The organism is Candidatus Stoquefichus massiliensis AP9 (assembly GCF_000455285.1).
Taxonomy (GTDB): Bacteria; Bacillota_I; Bacilli_A; order Erysipelotrichales; family Coprobacillaceae; genus Stoquefichus; species Stoquefichus massiliensis.
In genome coordinates this window covers 105889-124515 of sequence record NZ_HG005290.1, presented here as the reverse complement: position 1 = coordinate 124515, position 18627 = coordinate 105889, and the positions used below count along the sequence as shown (strand labels likewise).

18 protein-coding genes are annotated in these 18627 nt (G+C 32.5%); all 18 read left to right on the top strand.

Features of this window, described 5'->3' with window-relative positions; translation table 11 throughout:
* Positions 1–340 (top strand): 30S ribosomal protein S2 (locus BN350_RS21380; protein ID WP_044600300.1); only part of this gene is annotated, 340 nt, incomplete at its 5' end.
* Between the two features lie 64 nt (positions 341–404).
* Positions 405–1292 carry a translation elongation factor Ts gene (gene tsf, locus BN350_RS11795; protein ID WP_028043780.1) on the top strand — a complete coding sequence of 296 codons (888 nt, stop codon included), beginning with the start codon at positions 405–407 and terminating at the stop codon, positions 1290–1292.
* Positions 1293–1351: 59 nt separating this feature from the next.
* Positions 1352–2071, top strand: a complete 720-nt coding sequence (gene pyrH, locus BN350_RS11790) for a UMP kinase (RefSeq protein WP_028043779.1) — start codon at positions 1352–1354, stop codon at positions 2069–2071.
* Between the two features lies 1 nt (position 2072).
* Positions 2073–2618 carry a ribosome recycling factor gene (gene frr / locus BN350_RS11785; protein WP_028043778.1) on the top strand — a complete coding sequence of 182 codons (546 nt, stop codon included), beginning with the start codon at positions 2073–2075 and terminating at the stop codon, positions 2616–2618.
* A gap of 116 nt (positions 2619–2734) precedes the next feature.
* On the top strand, positions 2735–3484 hold the full coding sequence (locus BN350_RS11780; protein ID WP_028043777.1) for an isoprenyl transferase: 750 nt from the start codon (positions 2735–2737) through the stop codon (positions 3482–3484).
* On the top strand, positions 3481–4269 hold the full coding sequence (locus BN350_RS11775; RefSeq protein ID WP_028043776.1) for a phosphatidate cytidylyltransferase: 789 nt from the start codon (positions 3481–3483) through the stop codon (positions 4267–4269). Before BN350_RS11780 ends, BN350_RS11775 begins: the two co-directional genes overlap by 4 nt.
* Before the next feature lies 1 nt (position 4270).
* Positions 4271–5422, top strand: coding sequence for a 1-deoxy-D-xylulose-5-phosphate reductoisomerase (locus BN350_RS11770; protein ID WP_028043775.1), 1152 nt, complete (start codon positions 4271–4273; stop codon positions 5420–5422).
* A complete protein-coding gene (locus BN350_RS11765; RefSeq protein WP_028043774.1) occupies positions 5423–6508 on the top strand; it encodes a M50 family metallopeptidase in 1086 nt (361 codons plus the stop codon). It abuts the gene before it with no gap.
* Between the two features lie 39 nt (positions 6509–6547).
* Positions 6548–10864: a PolC-type DNA polymerase III gene (locus BN350_RS11760; RefSeq protein WP_028043773.1), complete on the top strand. Its 4317-nt coding sequence runs from the start codon at positions 6548–6550 to the stop codon at positions 10862–10864.
* A 114-nt stretch (positions 10865–10978) separates the two neighbouring features.
* Complete coding sequence (locus BN350_RS11755; RefSeq protein ID WP_028043772.1) at positions 10979–11440, top strand: ribosome maturation factor RimP; 462 nt, start codon at positions 10979–10981, stop codon at positions 11438–11440.
* Positions 11441–11455: 15 nt separating this feature from the next.
* Complete coding sequence (gene nusA / locus BN350_RS11750; protein ID WP_028043771.1) at positions 11456–12895, top strand: transcription termination factor NusA; 1440 nt, start codon at positions 11456–11458, stop codon at positions 12893–12895.
* A gap of 11 nt (positions 12896–12906) precedes the next feature.
* Entirely contained in the window at positions 12907–13161 is a 255-nt protein-coding gene (rnpM, locus tag BN350_RS11745; protein ID WP_028043770.1) for an RNase P modulator RnpM, read from the top strand.
* Positions 13151–13453, top strand: a complete 303-nt coding sequence (locus BN350_RS11740) for a L7Ae/L30e/S12e/Gadd45 family ribosomal protein (RefSeq protein WP_028043769.1) — start codon at positions 13151–13153, stop codon at positions 13451–13453. The genes rnpM and BN350_RS11740 overlap by 11 nt, the downstream gene beginning before the upstream one ends.
* A 4-nt stretch (positions 13454–13457) precedes the next feature.
* Positions 13458–15314: a translation initiation factor IF-2 gene (gene infB / locus BN350_RS11735; protein WP_028043768.1), complete on the top strand. Its 1857-nt coding sequence runs from the start codon at positions 13458–13460 to the stop codon at positions 15312–15314.
* A 13-nt stretch (positions 15315–15327) separates the two neighbouring features.
* Positions 15328–15669, top strand: a complete 342-nt coding sequence (gene rbfA / locus BN350_RS11730; RefSeq protein WP_028043767.1) for a 30S ribosome-binding factor RbfA — start codon at positions 15328–15330, stop codon at positions 15667–15669.
* 96 nt (positions 15670–15765) lie between these two features.
* The gene (locus tag BN350_RS11725; RefSeq protein WP_231385278.1) at positions 15766–16515 is read left to right on the top strand and encodes an SDR family NAD(P)-dependent oxidoreductase; all 750 of its coding nucleotides are present in this window, start codon (positions 15766–15768) and stop codon (positions 16513–16515) included.
* 89 nt (positions 16516–16604) lie between these two features.
* Positions 16605–17735 (top strand): N-acetylglucosamine-6-phosphate deacetylase, encoded by a 1131-nt coding sequence (gene nagA, locus BN350_RS11720; RefSeq protein WP_028043765.1) that lies wholly within the window; start codon positions 16605–16607, stop codon positions 17733–17735.
* A 10-nt stretch (positions 17736–17745) separates the two neighbouring features.
* Entirely contained in the window at positions 17746–18624 is an 879-nt protein-coding gene (locus BN350_RS11715) for an aldose 1-epimerase family protein (protein WP_028043764.1), read from the top strand.
* The last annotated feature ends 3 nt before the right edge of the window (positions 18625–18627 follow it).

The window sequence follows — 18627 nt, the reverse complement described above, 5'->3', positions numbered from 1 at the left end:
AAAAATCTTAGGAATTCCTGTTTTTGGTATTGTTGATACGAACTGTGATCCTGATGAAGTAGATTATGTTATCCCTGCAAATGATGATGCAATTAGAGCAGTAAAATTAATCGTTGCTGCTATGGCTGATGCTGTATGTGAAGCAAAAGGTGAACCTGTAACTGTTGCATATGTTAAAGATGAAGATGACAAAGAAGTATCTATGAATGATGCTGTTGCTTCTGTAGAAGAAAGTAAACAAAGAGGACCTAGATATAAAAATGCTGGACGTCCTAGAAATAACAAACCTGCTGAAGTAAGCAAACCAGCTGCAGTTAGAGACGGAAAAACTGAAGCATAGTTGAATTAAGGGGAGGCTTATGTCTTTCCCTTTTTTATAAAAAATAACATGGAGGATAGAAAAAATGGCTGTTAATGCAAAATTAGTAAAAGAATTACGTGAAAAAACTGGTGCTGGAATGATGGATTGTAAAAAAGCATTAGAAGCATGTGATGGTGATTTAGAAAAATCATTTGACTGGTTAAGAGAAAAAGGAATTGCAAAAGCTGCAAAAAAAGCAGATCGTATTGCTGCTGAAGGGTTAACTGCATTTGTTATTGATGGAGATACTGCTTCAATTGTTGAAGTAAACTCTGAAACTGACTTTGTTGCTAAAAATGCTGAATTCCAAGAATTAGTAGCAAATGTTGCGAAAATTATTTTAACAAATAAACCAGCTGATTTAGAAGCTGCTTTAAAATTAGATGTTGAAGGTAAGGATTTAGAAACAGTTATCGCTGAAAAGAGTGGTAAAATTGGTGAAAAATTAAGTTTAAGAAGATTTGTAGTTTTAACTAAAAATGCGGATGAAGTTTTTGGCGCTTATTCACACATGGGTGGAAAGATGTCTGCATTAGTGAAAGCTAATGGTATTGATGAAGCAAAAGCAAAAGATATTGCTATGCAAGTTGCTGCAATAGCTCCTCAATATATTGATAGAACTGCAATTCCTGCAGAAGTATTAGATCGTGAATTAGCAGTATTAAAAGCACAAGCTATGGAAGAAAATGCAAATAGTGCTAAACCTAAACCAGAAAATATTGTTGAAAAAATGGTTCAAGGTCGTTTAAATAAAAACTTAAAAGAAATGTGCTTAGTAGATCAAGCATTCATTAAAGATTCTGATCAAACAGTAGCTCAATACTTAGGAAACGGTAAAGTTTTAGATATGGTTCGTTTTGAAGTTGGTGAAGGAATGGAAAAAAGAGAAGAAAACTTTGCTGAAGAAGTTGCTGCTCAAATGAAAGGATAATTATATACGGGGGAGGACACTTTTTTGTGCCCTTTTCTTATAAAATGAAGGAGATTTATATGAAGTACAAAAGAGTATTATTGAAATTAAGTGGTGAAGCATTAGCTGGTAGACAAGGGTTTGGTATTGATCCTATAGTTGTTGCTGATGTAGCAAGACAAATTAAGGATGCTAAAGATTTAGATGTTGAAATTGCTATTGTATGTGGTGGTGGAAATATCTGGCGTGGTAAAACAGGTAGCGATATGGGAATGGAAAGAGCGGCTGCTGATTATATGGGAATGCTTGCAACTGTGATGAATGGTATGGCTTTACAAAATGCATTGGAAACAATTGGCTTAGATACAAGATTGTTATCAGCAATTGATATGAAAGAAGTTGCTGAACCATATATTAGAAGAAGAGCAGTTCGTCATTTAGAAAAGGGTAGAATTGTTATTTTTGGTGCTGGGACAGGAAGTCCTTTCTTTACAACTGATACAACTGCTGCTTTACGTGCTGCTGAAATGAATGCTGATGTCATTTTAATGGCAAAAAATGGTGTCGATGGTGTTTATTCTGCTGATCCGAAAATTGATCCAACAGCCAAAAAATATGATCATATTACATATTTAGATGTTTTGAATGAAGATTTACATATCATGGATCAAACAGCAATTACTTTATGTAAAGATAATGGCATTGATTTATGTGTGTTTAACATGCAGGAAGATGGAAATATTGCCCGTGCATGTGATGGAGAATCGATAGGAACGATTATTTCTAAGGGAGGAAAATAAAATGCTAGATTTAATATTAGAAGAAGCAAGAGAAAGAATGGAAAAATCTATACAAGCATTTCAACATGAACTATCTACAGTAAGAACAGGACGTGCGAATCCAACAATGCTTGATCGTGTTATGGTTGATTATTGGGGTGAAAAAACACCTTTAAATCAAACTGCTGGTATTTCTGTTGTAGAAGGACGTCAATTGGTTATTAAACCCTATGATAAGAGTATTTTAAAAGATATTGAGCATGCTATTTATGAAGCTAATTTAGGACTAACACCACAAAATGATGGTGAATTAATTCGTATTAATGTACCAGCTTTAACTGAAGAGAGACGTAAAGAATATGTTAAATTAGCCAAAAAGTTTGCTGAGGATGCTAAAATAGCTTTACGAAATATTAGAAGATCAATAAATGATGATGTTGAAAAAGCAGGTTTAACTGAAGACGAAGAAAAACAGGGGAAAGAAGAAGTTCAGAAAATAACTGATGAATTTGTAAAGAAAATTGATCAATTAACAAAAGCAAAAGAAAATGATTTGATGACTGTATAAAATGAATAGATAGGGGGATATAGAAACTATATCTCCTATTTTTATCCAACTTTTTTCTTTTTGTTTCCAAGAATGACGGATTATGATATAATACAAAAAGATTATGAGGTGAGAATATGTTTTTTAAAAAAAAGGTCAAAAAAGACTATGATTTAGATATGAATAATATTCCCGCACATATTGCTTTTATTATGGATGGTAATGGCAGATGGGCAAAGAAGAGAAAGATGCCAAGAACTTATGGTCATCATGAAGGAACAAAGACAATTCGTACGCTTGCTTTAGAAGCAAATCGATTAGGGGTAAAAGCAATGACCGTTTATGCTTTTTCAACTGAAAACTTTAAGAGGGAAGCGAGTGAAGTTGACTATATTTTTAAACTTCCTAAAGAGTTCTTTAATCTTTACTTAAAGGAATTAATGGAAAACAATGTTCAAATTCGTTATATTGGTCATCTAGAAATGGCACCTATAGATACACAGGAAATTATTCAGGCAGCTATTGATAAAACATCTATGAATACGGGACTTATATTAACTTTTGCATTTATTTATGGAGGACGTGATGAAATTGTTGAGGCCACAAAATTAATTTGCGAAAAATATAAAAATGGAGAGATATCATTAGACGATATTACTGAAGATTATTTTGAAAAACATTTAATGACAGTTGATTTGCCAGCAGTAGATTTAATGGTCAGAAGTAGTGGTGAATATCGTCTATCTAACTTTTTACCATGGCAATTAGCTTATGCTGAGTTTATTTTTGATGAAACTTTATGGCCGGATTTTGATGAAGAGAGGTTACATCATGCTATTGCTGTTTATCAAGGTCGAGAAAGAAGATTTGGAGGGGTGTTGAAATGAAAACGAGAATTATCACAGGACTTGTCTTAATTGCTGTTATTTTACCATGTGTTGTGATTGGTCAAATTCCCTTTCAAGTTCTTTTAGGAATTGTTGCTGGGGCAGCAGTATTTGAAATGCTTTCAATCTGTAATCGCCCTAAAGCTAATATTTATTTGTATCCACTCGTAGGAATTTTTATTTATTATTCACTCTTTTTTGAAGGTGCTTTATTAATTCCTAGCGAAATTTTAATTATTTATTTAATTGTTTTATTGGCTTGCAGTATGTTTGATGATGGTATGAATTATTTAAGATTATGTTATTATTTTTGTGCTGGTGTTTTAGTTGCTATGGGATTACATATGCTTTATCAGTTACGCTTAACATATGGCTTTGAATATATTTTAATTTTAGCTTTAGCGACTTTTGGAACTGATACAGGAGCTTATTTTACAGGAATGTTTTTTGGAAAACATAAGCTAAATCCTCGTCTTTCACCTAAGAAGACAATTGAGGGCTCACTTGGTGGAATGTTATTAGGAACAGTTCTTTCTGTCGCTTATGGTGCATATATTCAAGTGAATATTCCCATTTCTTTATTGATTGCTATTTGTTTTGTTTTAACAATTACAAGTCAAATTGGTGATTTGACTTTCAGTAGCATCAAAAGAACATTTGAAGTGAAAGATTATTCCCAACTTTTGCCAGGACATGGTGGCGTTTTAGATCGTTTTGATTCTATTTTATTTAATGCAATGGTTTTTGGTTTGTTATTACATTTTGTAGCAATGGTGGTGGTATAATATGAAAAAAATAACTGTTTTAGGTGTGACTGGGTCAATTGGAACGCAGACCATAGATGTTGTTAAAAATCATAGTGATGAATTTGAAATTGTTGCGATGAGTGCAGGGCGTAATATTCAATTGCTAGAAGAAATAATGCAATCTATGAATGTCAAACATATTTGTGTTCAAAATAAAGAGGATAAAGAGTATTTAGAAGGGAAATATCCTGATTGTCAATTCTATGATGGTCAAGATGGCTTAATAGCAATTGCAACTTTAACTGAAGTAGATATCGTATTAAATGCAATTGTCGGTTTTGCAGGTTTGTTGCCAACAATGGAAGCAATCAAAGCACATAAAGATATTGCCTTAGCAAATAAGGAAACTTTGGTAGTGGCAGGTCATTTAATTATTCCTTTGGTCAAGGAATATGGAGTTGCATTATTACCAGTAGATAGTGAACACTCTGCGATTTTTCAATCTATGAATGGTGAACATCATGGTGATATTGCAAAGATTATTTTAACAGCAAGTGGTGGAAGTTTTCGTGATAAGAGTCGAGATGAGTTAAAGGATGTTACTGTTGAACAGGCACTTAAACATCCTAACTGGTCTATGGGAGCAAAAATTACGATTGATAGTGCAACATTGTTTAATAAAGGTTTAGAAGTTATGGAAGCAAAATGGCTATTTGATGTTGACTATGATGATATTGATGTTTTGATTCATCCCGAAAGCATTATTCATTCCATGGTAGAGTATCAAGATACATCTGTCATTGCGCAGTTAGGAACTCCTGATATGCGTTTACCTATTCAATATGCTTTAACATATCCATATCGTCAGCCACTGATTGGAGGTAAACGTTTATCTCTTGCCGATATTGGATCTTTACATTTTTATAGACCAGACTTTAAGCGATATCATGCTTTGGAGTTAGCATATGAGGCAGGACGTATGGGTGGTTCAATGCCATGCGTGTTAAATGGAGCAAATGAACAAGCTAATGCTTTATTTCTAGAACGTAAAATTCATTTTTTAGATATTGAAAGATTGGTTGAAGAAGCTATGCGTGCTCATCAGTTTATTGCTTATCCAACTTTGGAACAGCTTCTTGAAATTGATCAGTGGGCACGTCACTTTGTTTTAAAAAGAGTAGGAGAAGATTAGATGCAAACAATTATTAATATTATTGTCTTTTTATTGATACTTGGTTCAATAATTATCATTCATGAATTGGGACATTTTTTAGCTGCTAAATTCTTTGGTGTTTATTGTAGCCAATTTTCAATTGGTTTTGGCCCAAAAATATGGTCTAAAAAAGGTAAGGAAACTGAATATGAATTGCGTGCATTACCATTTGGTGGTTTTGTAGCGATGGCTGGTGAAGCTGATCAGGAAGACAATGAGGAAATGAAAGATGTTCCTATTGAAAGAACATTGAAAGGAATACAAACTTATAAGAAAGTCATTATCTTCTTAGCAGGTGTTTTTATGAATTTTGTTTTGGCTCTTGTTGTGACATTAGGGGTTAATCTTGTTTCTGGACAATTACCTGTTAATGTTGCACAGATTGGAACAATTCCTGAAAATTCACCTGCTCAACAGGCTGGATTGAAAGAAAATGATATTATTCAACAAGTAGATGTTGTTGAGACAGGTCAATCTATTCTTGTTTCAAGTTATGATGATTTACAATTGACACAAGATAACCTCAATACGACTTCTGATACACTCACTCTTAAAGTGACAGTGTTACGTGATCAAAATAAAGAAGTTGTAGATGTTAAAGTTAATTATAATCAGGATGATGGAAAATATAAACTTGGTATTTCACAAGCAACACGTCATATGAATATTGCTGAAGCCTTTCAATATACTTTTGTTTCATTAGGAACGATGAGTATGGCTATTTTTACTGCTTTGGGACAGTTAGTAACAAAATTTTCAGAAACTGTTACACAACTATCTGGTCCTGCTGGTATTTATCAAATTACAGCACAAGTGACAGAAACTGGACAGGTTGCTTATCTATTGAATCTTTTAGCGTTACTATCTGTTAATGTAGGAATTTTTAACCTAATGCCTATACCAGGTTTGGATGGATGTCAGGTGCTCTTTGCTGTTGTTGAAAAGATTATTGGTAGAGAAATTCCTGAAAAGTTAAAATTGACTTTACAAATGGTAGGATTAGGTCTAGTTATGTTATTGATGGTTTTTGTCACATATCAAGATATATCAAGAATGTTTGGATAAGGGATAGTATATCCCTTTTCAAATTGAGGGAGGAATTTTATGAATAAAATGTTGATATTATTGCAGCAACTTCATTTAGAAAATGAAGTTGTGCAACTCAAACAGGCTAATATTGAAAAAGTTATTGTGAATGCAGACAACTCTTATGTTTTTTATATTGTCGCATCTCATATTGTACCATTAGAAGAAATAAGAGTTTTATTTTCTGCTAAGAATGAATTTCCTTATCCATGTGATTTTATCTTTGATTGGATGTCATCGTATACACCTCAGGATGTTAAAGAATATGCCTTATTTATTTTTAGTGGTTTGAAGAATCGCTTTCCACAGATTCAGTTTATTAAAGAAGAAAGCTTGTCTTTTAATGAGAATACATTAAATATAGAAGTTCTTAATGAAATTCAATTAGGTCAATTGCAGCATCTTTATAAAATATTTGATAAGTATTTTAATAAATTTGGTATTCAAATTGGCTTTCATGCTTTTATAGATCATAACAATGAAACATATCAATCTATTCAAGAAGAAATGAATGCATTGAATGAAGTTCAAGTAGATCAAAAAACATTTGATCAAGTTGAAGAACAAGTCATTGAAAAGAAACCTAGATATCAAAGTTATAAAAAAGAATATTTTTCTTTGACAATTGATGAAATAGATGAAACTGTTAAAGAAGTGATGATCCAAGGTTATATTTTTAAGGAAGATTCTAAAAAAGTAAAAACTGGTAAAACAATTCAGTCTTTATATATTACTGATTATACAAATAGTATTGTTGTGAAAAGATTTGAAAATAAAGGTGGTAATAGTTTAGAAGAACTTAACAAAGTCAAAAAAGGCGGTGTATGGGTTAGGGTTAAAGGTAATGTAGAATATGACACATTTGCTAAAGACACTGTTATTATTGCTAGAGAAGTAGAAATCATTCCGACGCCTAAAGTACGTCAGGATAATGCCAAAAAGAAACGTGTCGAATTACATGTTCATTCAAAAATGTCAGCAATGGATGGAATAGGGTCAATTAGCGATTACATATCTCGTGCAGCTTATTGGGGACACCAGGCAATTGCAGTGACTGATCATGGAAATGTACAATCTTTTCCAGAAGCACAAATGGCGAGTATAAAAAATAAAATAAAAATGATTTATGGTGTTGAAATGTATATGATTGATCCTGAGTTTACAGTTGTTTATAATGAACAAGATGTCTCTTTAAAAGATTTGACATTTGTTTCTTTTGACCTTGAAACAACAGGACTATCAGTTATGGATGATGATATTACAGAATTTGGTGCAGTAAGAATTAAGAATGGACAAGAAATAGGACGCATTCAAAGTTTAATTAAGCCTAATAAACGTATATCTCAAAAGATTACAAATTTAACACATATTACAAATGAAGATGTCAAAAATGCTCCTACAATTGAAGAGTTCATTCCAAAAATTTTAGATTTCTTTAAAGATGATGTTATAGTTGCCCATAATGCGACTTTTGATGTTGGATTCTTAAATGAAATTCTACAACGTCATGGGTATGAAAAATTAAAGAATCCTGCTGTTGATTCATTAACTCTTGCTTGGAAACTATTGCCAGAATTAAAGGGATATCGACTTGGGAGTGTTGCCCGTCATTATCGTATTGCTTATGATGGGGATGAAGCACACCGTGCTGACTATGATGCTGAAGTATTAGCTGGTGTCTTTAATATGATGCTTCATGATATGATGCAAAATCAAAAGTATAATCTCCTTGATATGAACACTATCGAATGTCCAAATGCTTATAAGATTGTAAGACCTAAGCATATGTGTATTCTTGCCAAAGATAAAACAGGATTAAAGAATATGTTTAAGCTTGTTTCAGAAGCCAATACAACATATTACCAAAAAACATCACGTATTCCACGTGAACGTCTTGAGTTTTATCATGAAGGTTTACTATTTGGAAGTGGTTGTTATAATTCTGAAATCTTTGATCTTGCAATGACCAGAAGTTTAGATGAACTGAAAAAAGCTATTGCTTTTTATGATTATATTGAGATATTGCCTTTAGATATATGTCAGTACTTTGTTGAAAGAGGACGTATTGATACAGAGGATGATCTTAAACGTATTCTACGTCGAATTGTTGATACAGCCAAAGAAATGGGAAAACTGATTGTTGCAACTGGTGATGTCCATTATGTTGATCAGCAAGATAAAATATTTCGTGATGTCTTTACATGTAATCCTAAAATAGGTTTAGGTGGCACTTTACATCCCTTGACTGATCGTAATAATCCAACAGCTTGGACACCGGATGAATATTTCCGTACAACTCAAGAAATGATAGATTCACTTTCTTACTTGACAGAAACTGAGAAATATGAATATGCTGTTGAAAATACAAATAAGATTGCAGATATGATTGATGGAGATTTTCATGTTGTTCATGATAAATTATTTACACCACATATTGATAATGCTGATGAGAACTTGCGAAAACTCTGTTTCGAAAATGCTCATAAGCAATATGGTGAAGTGTTACCAGATATTGTTGAAAAGCGTTTAACCAAAGAGTTGGACAATATTATCAAACATGGCTTTGGTGTTATTTATTATATTGCACATAAATTGGTTAAAAAATCTAATGATGCTGGTTATTTGGTAGGGAGTCGAGGCTCTGTTGGTTCGTCATTTGTAGCAACTATGGCAGATATTTCTGAAGTGAACCCACTTCCACCTCATTATTATTGTCCTCATTGTCAATATAATGAATTTTTACCAGAAGGTTATATTGCTAATGGATTTGATTTACCAGATAAAGTATGCCCTAAATGTGGTAAACCCTTAAAGGGTGATGGACACAATATTCCATTTGAAACATTTCTTGGATTTAATGCGGATAAGGTCCCAGATATTGATTTAAATTTCTCAGGTGATTATCAGCCTACAGCTCATGCATATACTAAGGAAATCTTTGGTGAAAGCCATGTCTATCGTGCAGGAACAATTTCTACTGTTGCTGAAAAGACTGCTTATGGTTATGCAAAAGGTTATGCTGAACTCATGGGAAAGGAAAATTCAATTCGTAGTGCTGAATTAGAACGTATTGCTAAAGGATGTACTGGTGTTAAGCGAACAACTGGTCAACATCCAGGTGGTATTATTGTTATTCCAGAAAACATGGATGTTTATGATTTTACGCCATTCCAGTATCCTGCAGATGATTTAAGTGCAGAATGGAAAACAACACATTTTGACTTCCATGCTATTCATGATAATGTCTTGAAATTTGATATTTTAGGACATGTTGATCCTACAGTTATTAGAATGTTACAAGATTTAACAGGAGTGAATCCAAAAGATATTCCAACAAATGATCCACGTGTAATGAGTTTGTTTAATTCTACAGAATCTCTAGGTATTGATTTAGGATATTTAAACTGTAAAACAGGTGCTTTAGGTTTACCTGAATTTGGAACAAAGTTTGTTCGTGGAATGCTTGAACAAACACATCCAACATCGTTTAGTGACCTGGTTATTCTTTCTGGTTTATCTCATGGGACAGATGTTTACTTAGGCAATGCTGAAACATTAATTAGTTCAGGAACGTGTACATTAAAGGAAGTTATTGGATGTCGTGATGATATCATGGTCTATCTTATTGAAAAAGGTTTACCTAATAAAGATGCTTTTGATATTATGGAATGTGTTCGTAAAGGAAAGTCTCCTGCTGTTTTTCCTGAAAAAAAATATGAGGAATTAATGCGTCAGCATGATGTTCCTTCGTGGTATATAGAATCATGTAAGAAAATTAAATACATGTTCCCAAAAGCCCATGCTGCTGCTTATGTTTTAAGTGCGATTCGTGTGGCTTGGTGGAAGCTTTATTACCCTCGAGAATACTATGCTGTTTATTTTACAACGCGTTGTGATGCTTATGATATCGAAACAATGATTCAGGGAAAAGAATCTATTTATAGTAGATATCAACAAATTCTTTCAGATAAGCAAAATGGTGTCAAGATTTCTAATAAAGAAGAAGCTTTAATTTCTGTTTTTGAAATTGCCTTAGAAATGTATGAAAGAGGTATTCATTTTAATAATATATCTTTAGAATATTCTGATTCAAGAAACTTCATTTTAGATCCAAATGATTTAGATGGACTGCTTCCACCATTTACTTCTATTGATGGATTGGGTGTATCAGTAGGGGATAGTGTGATTGAAGCACGTAAGAATAATTCTTTCTTATCTAAAGAAGATGTCACAAAACGTACAAAATTGACAAATAATCAAATTGAATTTTTAAGTAAAATAGGAGTCTTTCAAGATATGTCTGAAGAAAATCAGCTTTCTTTGTTTGATTTATAGAAAAATATTGATGAAAGCATTGTTTTTTGTACTTGGTTGTGGTATATTATACATGTAATCAGTGATTTACGAGAGGGGCGACCCTCTCGTTTATATTTGTAAACGGAGGATTATATGCTAGAGACAATTACAAATTTAATTCAACCTATTCTTAATATTCATAATGTTTATCTTGATGATATTGAATATGTGAATGAAAAAAATGAATGGTATTTAAGAATTTTTATTGAAAAAAATGATGGACATTTAGATATGGATACTTGTGTTGCTGTGAGTGAAGCAATTAGCGAAAAACTAGATGAAGCTGATATTATTAAAAATGAATATTATTTAGAAATTTCTTCACCAGGAGCTGAGAAGCCTTTAAAGACACTGGAAAAAGTAAAACAGTCAATTGGTGAATATGTATATATTCAGTTTAAAAAGCCAACGCAAGGTATGGATGATGTCTATGGAACAATCTTGAGTGTAAATGATGCATCAATTGAAATTCAATATATGATTAAAAACATTAAAAAAACTTGTATTCTGCAGTATGATGATATTGCTTTTATAAGATTAGCTGTTAAGTTTTAAGGAGGAAAATAAAGAATGGCTAGTAAAAAATTTATCCAAGCTTTAGAGTTATTGGAAAGTGAGAAAGGGATTCAAAAAGAAATTGTTTTAGATGCATTAAAAGAGGCTTTAGAAAAATCATATAAGAAGAATTATGGTGGACCTGAATCTATTATTCGAGTTGATATTAATGAGAATAATGGAAAAATTCGTTTATATGAAATTAAACATGTTGTTGATGATGTCAATGATGAAGATTTTGAATTATCTTTAGAAGAAGCACAAGTTATTAATCCAAAATATCAGGTTGGTGATGACGTTGTGACTGAAATTGATCCAGAAGTCTTTGGACGTTTAGCAGCAATTCAAACAAAACAGTTATTGAAACAAAAAATTCGTGAAGCAGAGAAAGAAACTTTGTATAATGAATATATTGATAAAAAAGATGATATTATCACTGGTGTTGTTGATCGTGTAGAAGATCGTTTTGCTATTATTAATATTGGAAGAACTGGAGCGTTATTGCCTTTGAATCAACAAATTCCAGGTGAAAAAATCTATGAAGGACAACATATTAAGGTTTATGTCAGTGATGTAGAAAGAAGTACAAAAGGAACTCATATTGGTGTTTCTAGAACAGAACCTGGACTAGTTAAGAGATTGTTTGAAATGGAAGTTCCAGAAATTTATGATGGAACTGTTGAAATAAAATCTGTTTCTCGTGAAGCAGGAGATCGTAGTAAAATTGCTGTTTATACAACTAATGATAATGTTGATCCAATTGGTGCATGTGTTGGTCCTAAAGGAAGTCGTGTACGTAATGTTGTGAATGAGTTAAATGGTGAAATGATTGATATTATTGAATGGAATGAGGACCCTGTTGTTTTTATTTCTCATGCCTTATCACCATCTGAAGTTGTACATGTTGGAATTAATGAGGAAGATCATAGTGCACTCGTTATTGTACCTGATAATCAATTATCTCTAGCAATTGGTAAAAAGGGACAAAATGCTAGATTAGCAGTTCGTTTAACAAGTTGGAAAATTGATATTAAATCAGTAAGCGAGGCAGCTGCTGAAGGAATTATTTATGGTCAGGATGCTGAATTTGAAAAATCTTTTGAAGCAGAGATGATTAGTGATGAGCCTATTGTTGAAGAACTTGTGAAAACAGTCATGAATGAACCGGTAGAAGATGATATTTATGAAGAAAGTGATGAAGTTGTTTTCGCTGATAATCTAGATGTTGATGAATCCGTTGCTGAAGAACCAATTATTGAAGAAATTGTTGAAAACACTGCTGAAGAAGCTGAAGATACTGAAGAAATTTTGCAGAGTAATGACATTGATGAATCTATTGAAGATGAAGAAGATGTTGAAGAATTTGAGGATGATGATTATGACTATGATTATGATCCAAAATATGATGAAGATATTGACTATGATGAATTTGACAAATATTATGATGATAAATAGAGGTGATTTTAATGAAAAAGATACCTTTAAGAAAATGTGTTGTTACAGGTGAACAACTACCTAAAAAAGAATTAATTCGTGTTGTTAAAAATAAAGAGGGCGAAGTTTTTGTTGATTCTACGGGTAAAATGAATGGCCGTGGGGCATATTTAAAAAGAAGTCTTGATGCAATTGAGATAGCTCAAAAAAAAGGTGCATTAAAAAGAGCATTAGGAATTGAAATTCCTGATACAATTTATGAGGAATTAAAAAATTATGTTAAATAAAGATATTCATGCTTTGTTAGGGCTTGCTGCAAGAGCAAGAAAAATCAGTTGTGGCAGTGTATTGTTAAATGATATTCGCAGTCAACAAGTTTCGTTCGTTTTGATTGCTACAGATGCAAGTGACAATACAAAAAAGAAATATACTGATAAATGTTCATTTTATCATATCGATTATCAAATTGTTGGTATGATAGACGAATTGTCGGCTGCGATTGGTAAGAACAATCGCGTTGTTATAGGAATTAAAGATAAAGGTTTTGCAGATAAAATCAAATCAAAGTTAGGAGGTTGATGTTATGGCAAAAAAGAATACTTCAACAAAAAAGAAAGGTAATCAGCATAAAAAGAAGCTTATTTCAAATATTCCCAATAAGCCTAAAAAAGAAGATAAGATCATTGGTGATGGAATTGTTGAATATGAAGAAGGTATTACAGTTGGTGAATTAGCTGAAAAAATTGGGCAAACACCAGCAAATGTGATTAAAGTTCTATTTATGTTAGGAACAATGGTAACAATTAATTCATCGTTAGATGATGAACAAGTTGAATTAATTTGTATTGAGTATGGTTATGAACCAAAGAAAAATGTTGTTGTGAATGAAATTAATTTTGAGGAAATTGAAATTGTTGATGATGAAGCTGATCTAGCCAGTCGTCCACCTGTCGTGACAATTATGGGACATGTAGATCATGGAAAGACAACGTTATTAGATTCTATCAGAAAGTCTAAAGTAGTTGATGGTGAATTTGGTGGAATTACTCAACATATTGGTGCGTATCAGGTTGAAGTGAATGGTAAAAAAGTTACCTTTCTTGATACTCCTGGTCATGAAGCTTTTACAGCTATGCGTGCGCGTGGAGCTCAGGTAACAGATATTGTTATTATTGTTGTAGCTGCTGATGATGGTGTTATGCCTCAAACAAAAGAAGCAGTTGATCATGCATTGGCTGCAAAAGTTCCAATTGTAGTTGCTGTCAATAAGATAGATAAAGAAGGAGCGGATCCTGATCGTATAAAATCAGAAATGAGTGAATTAGGCTTAATGCCAGAAGAGTGGGGTGGAGATACTGTTTATTGCAATATTTCTGCTAAAAAAGGAACTGGTATTTCCGAGTTATTAGAAACACTTACAGTTGTTGCAGAATTAGCTGATTTAAAAGCCAATCCTAAACGTTATGCATATGGTAGTGTTGTTGAGGGTAGACTAGATAAAGGTCGTGGACCAGTGGCCACATTATTGGTTCAAAATGGAACATTGAGATCTGGAGATCCAATTGTTGTGGGAACAGCTTTTGGTAGAGTTCGTCAAATGCTTGATGATAGTGGACGTCCTTTGAAAGAAGCAATGCCTTCAACACCAGTTGAAATTACTGGATTGAATGAAGTACCTGTTGCTGGAGATAAATTTATGGCATTTGAGAGTGAAAAAATGGCTCGTCATGTTGGTGAAGAAAGACAAAAAGCAAAACAGGAAATTGATCGTGGTGTGAATTCGGCAATGAGTCTTGATGATTTATTTAGTCAAATCAAAGAAGGACAGATGGTTGATTTAAATATTATTGTTAAAGCAGATGTTAACGGTACTGCTGAAGCTGTTAGAGGATCATTGGAAAAAATTGATATTGATGGTGCTCGTGTTCATGTTATTCGTTCTACTGTAGGTGCAATTAGTGAATCTGATGTCTTGTTGGCAAGTGCTTCTAAAGCAATCATCTATGGCTTTAATGTACGTCCTGATGCAAATGTAAGGCGTAAGGCTGAAGAAGAAGGTGTAGAAATCAGATTACACAATATTATCTATAAGATGGTTGAAGAAATTGAAGCAGCAATGAAAGGAATGTTAGCTCCTGAATTAGAAGAAGTCATTACTGGACAGGCTGAAATTAGACAAGTTATCAAGGTTTCTAAAGTTGGAAATATTGCAGGATGTTATGTGACAGATGGTTATATTCGTAGAGATTGTGGTATTCGTTTGATTCGTGATGGTGTTGTTATTTATCAAGGGAAATTAGCTTCTTTAAAACGTTTTAAAGATGATGCAAAAGAAGTTGCAAGTGGTTATGAATGTGGTATAACAATTGAAAACTACAATGATATCAAAGAAGGAGATATTATTGAAGGATATATCATGGAAGAAGTCGAAAGAAAATAGGAGTTGATTGAAAGTGGTATTAAAGAAAGATAAAATGAATGGTATCATTCAAAGAGAACTTTCAGATATTCTACAAACGGAAGTCAGAGATCCAGCCATTGGATTTTGTACAATTACAGGCGTAGATATTACGAATGATTTATCTATTGCAAAAATATATGTATCTTTTTTAAATAAAAATACAAAGAAAAGTATGGATGCTTTAGAAAGATCAAAAGGTTTTATTCGTTCATTATTAGCAAAACGATTAACAATTCGTAAATGTCCTGAAATTCATTTCATACTTGATACTTCTTTAGAGTATGGAAATAAAATAGAAAGTATTATAGAAGAATTAAATGAAAAAGACAGTTAATCTGTCTTTTTTTATGAATACCTTTGTGAAATATTTGACAAAATAATAGATTTATCATAAAATAGATTTATATTAAAAATGAAAGAAGGAAATATAGTGAAATTATTGGATGGAAAAGTTGCAATAGTGACTGGTGGTACTAGAGGAATTGGATATGCTACAGTCAAGGCTTATTTAAATCAAGGAGCAAAAGTTGCCTTATTTGGTTCACGAGAAGAGACTGTTAAAATTGCACTTGAAAAATTAAAAGAAGAAAATAAAGATTATCAGGTTATTGGATTACATCCTAATCTGATGAATGCTGCAGAAGTCAAAGATGCTTTTCAAACTGTTATTAATACATTTGGACGTTTAGATATTCTTGTTAATAATGCAGGTATATCACAGCGTGATAAATTGTTTGATTATAATTTAGAAGACTTTGAAATGATTATGAATTTAAATGTTAATGCTGTCTTTATTTGTTCTAAGGAAGCTGCAATTATCATGAAAGAACAAGGTGGAGGCGTTATTTTAAATACAAGTTCAATGGTCTCTTTATATGGTCAACCTGCTGGTGCAGGATATCCAACATCTAAGTTTGCTGTGAATGGTATGACAAAATCGTTAGCAAGAGAATTAGGCAAAGATCATATTCGTGTTAACGCAGTAGCTCCTGGTGTTATTAAAACAGATATGGTCGCTGCTTTACCTGATGAAATGATTCAGCCTATCATTAACTCTATTCCACTTCGACGTATTGGTGAACCAGAAGATATTGCTAATGCCTTTGTATTTTTGGCAAGTGATATGGCAAGTTATATCACGGGTGTGATTTTATCAGTTGATGGTGCAACAATGTCATAATTATGGGTATACTGATGTATACCTTTTCTTGTGTATTTTATTTGAAGATAAATAAAGACGTGGTATAATAAAATAAGGAGGACAAAAAAATGAAAAAATGTATTGTGAACGGGAAAATTATTTTACATGATGAAATTGTAGAAAAAAATGTTTTCATTGATGGTGATAAAATTATAGAAATTAGTTATCGACAACCAACTGATGAAGATGTTATTGATGCGAAAGGATTGTATGTGAGTCCTGGTTTTATTGATGTGCATACACATGGTCGAGGTGGTAGTGATACAATGTATCCGACTTTTGAAGATTTAAATACTATCTCTATAGCTGCTTTAAAAACAGGAGTGACAAGTTTTTTACCAACAACAATGACAATGCCAGTTGATGACATTGCAAAAGCAGTTGAGAATATTGCTATAAATAAAGAAAAAGTAACAGGTGCCCAAATATTAGGAACACATTTGGAAGGACCGTTCTTTAATAAAAAATATAAAGGTGCTCAACCAGAAGAATGTATGATTTTACCTACTGTTGAAAATTATTTATCTTTCGTTAAAAAGCATCAGAATGTAGTGAGAAAAATTTCTATTGCTCCAGAATTAGAGCATTCTATTGAGTTAATTACTTATTTAAAAGATAAAAATACAGCTGTTTCTTTGGGACATACAAATGCAACATATGAAGAAGCCCAAACTGCGATTGATGCTGGTGCAACTTCTGGAACGCATACTTTTAATGCAATGACACCATTAACACATCGTGCGCCTGGAGTTGTGGGTGCTGTTATGATTAATGATACAGTTTATGCAGAATTAATTTTAGATGGTATTCATGTTAATTTTGCAGCTGCTAAAGCATTGCTACGTACAAAAGGAAAAGACAAACTTGTGCTTATTACTGATTCAATTGAAGCAGCTGGATTGCCAGATGGAACTTATAAATTAGGGAATCAGCCAGTTTATGTTAAAGATGGTGAAGCGCGCTTAGCAAATGGTGCTTTAGCAGGAAGTATTGCGAATATGAATGATTGTGTTAGAAATGCATATCAGCATCTTGGATTGACTTTAAATGAAGCTGTTAATTTGGCGAGTTACAATGCCGCGCGTAGCTTAAATGAAGAATTCATAGGAGAGATTAAAGAAGGTAATTATGCAGATATTGTTTTCTTTGATGAAGACATTTGCATTCAACAAGCAATGATTAAAGGTCAAATGAAATAGGAGATAGATGATGATAATTTTAAAAAATGATATTTTAAAAATTGAATTAAATCCTAAAGGTGCAGAAATTATTAAAATTATTGGATTAAAAGATGGGTTAAACTATATGTGGAGAAGAGATGCTTCATTATGGGCTAATAGTGCACCAATTCTTTTTCCAATCGTTGGGGCATTGCAAAATAACGAATGCCGTATTGAAGGAAAAACTTATACAATGACACAGCATGGATTTTCAAGACATAATGAGTATGTTACTCATCAGTTATCTGATACATGTGTTGAATTTGAATTAACACCAAATGAAGAAATATTAAAACAATATCCTTATTTATTTCATTTAAAAGTTATTTATACATTAAAAGAAAATCAATTGGAATGTCGCTGTCTTGTTCGTAACACAGATCATCGTACAATTTATTTCCAAATTGGTGGTCATCCAGCATTTGCATGCCCATTAATGGAGAATGAATCAAGTAATGATTATTATATTGAGTTTGAAAAAAATGAAACATTGTATCAAAAAATTATTGATGTTGAACATCGTGGTATGTCTGATAAAACAGAGTTATTATTTGATAATGAAAGACGTTTCTTTATAAGACAAGCGATGTTTAATAATGATGCAATTGTTGTAAAAAATCCTCATTCTCATTATGTTGCATTAAAATCTCTAAATCATGATAAGTCAATTCGTTTCTATATTGATAATTTTAATCATTTAGGAATATGGGCAAGCAAACATGTAGGTGGTTTAATAGCAATTGAACCTTGGGTTGGACATAGTGATTATGTTGGTTTTAATGGTGAATTTAAAGATAAGGAAGGCGTTGTTGTTTTAGCGGAAAATGATGAATTTATGTGTCAATTCACTGTCGAGATTAACCAATAATGA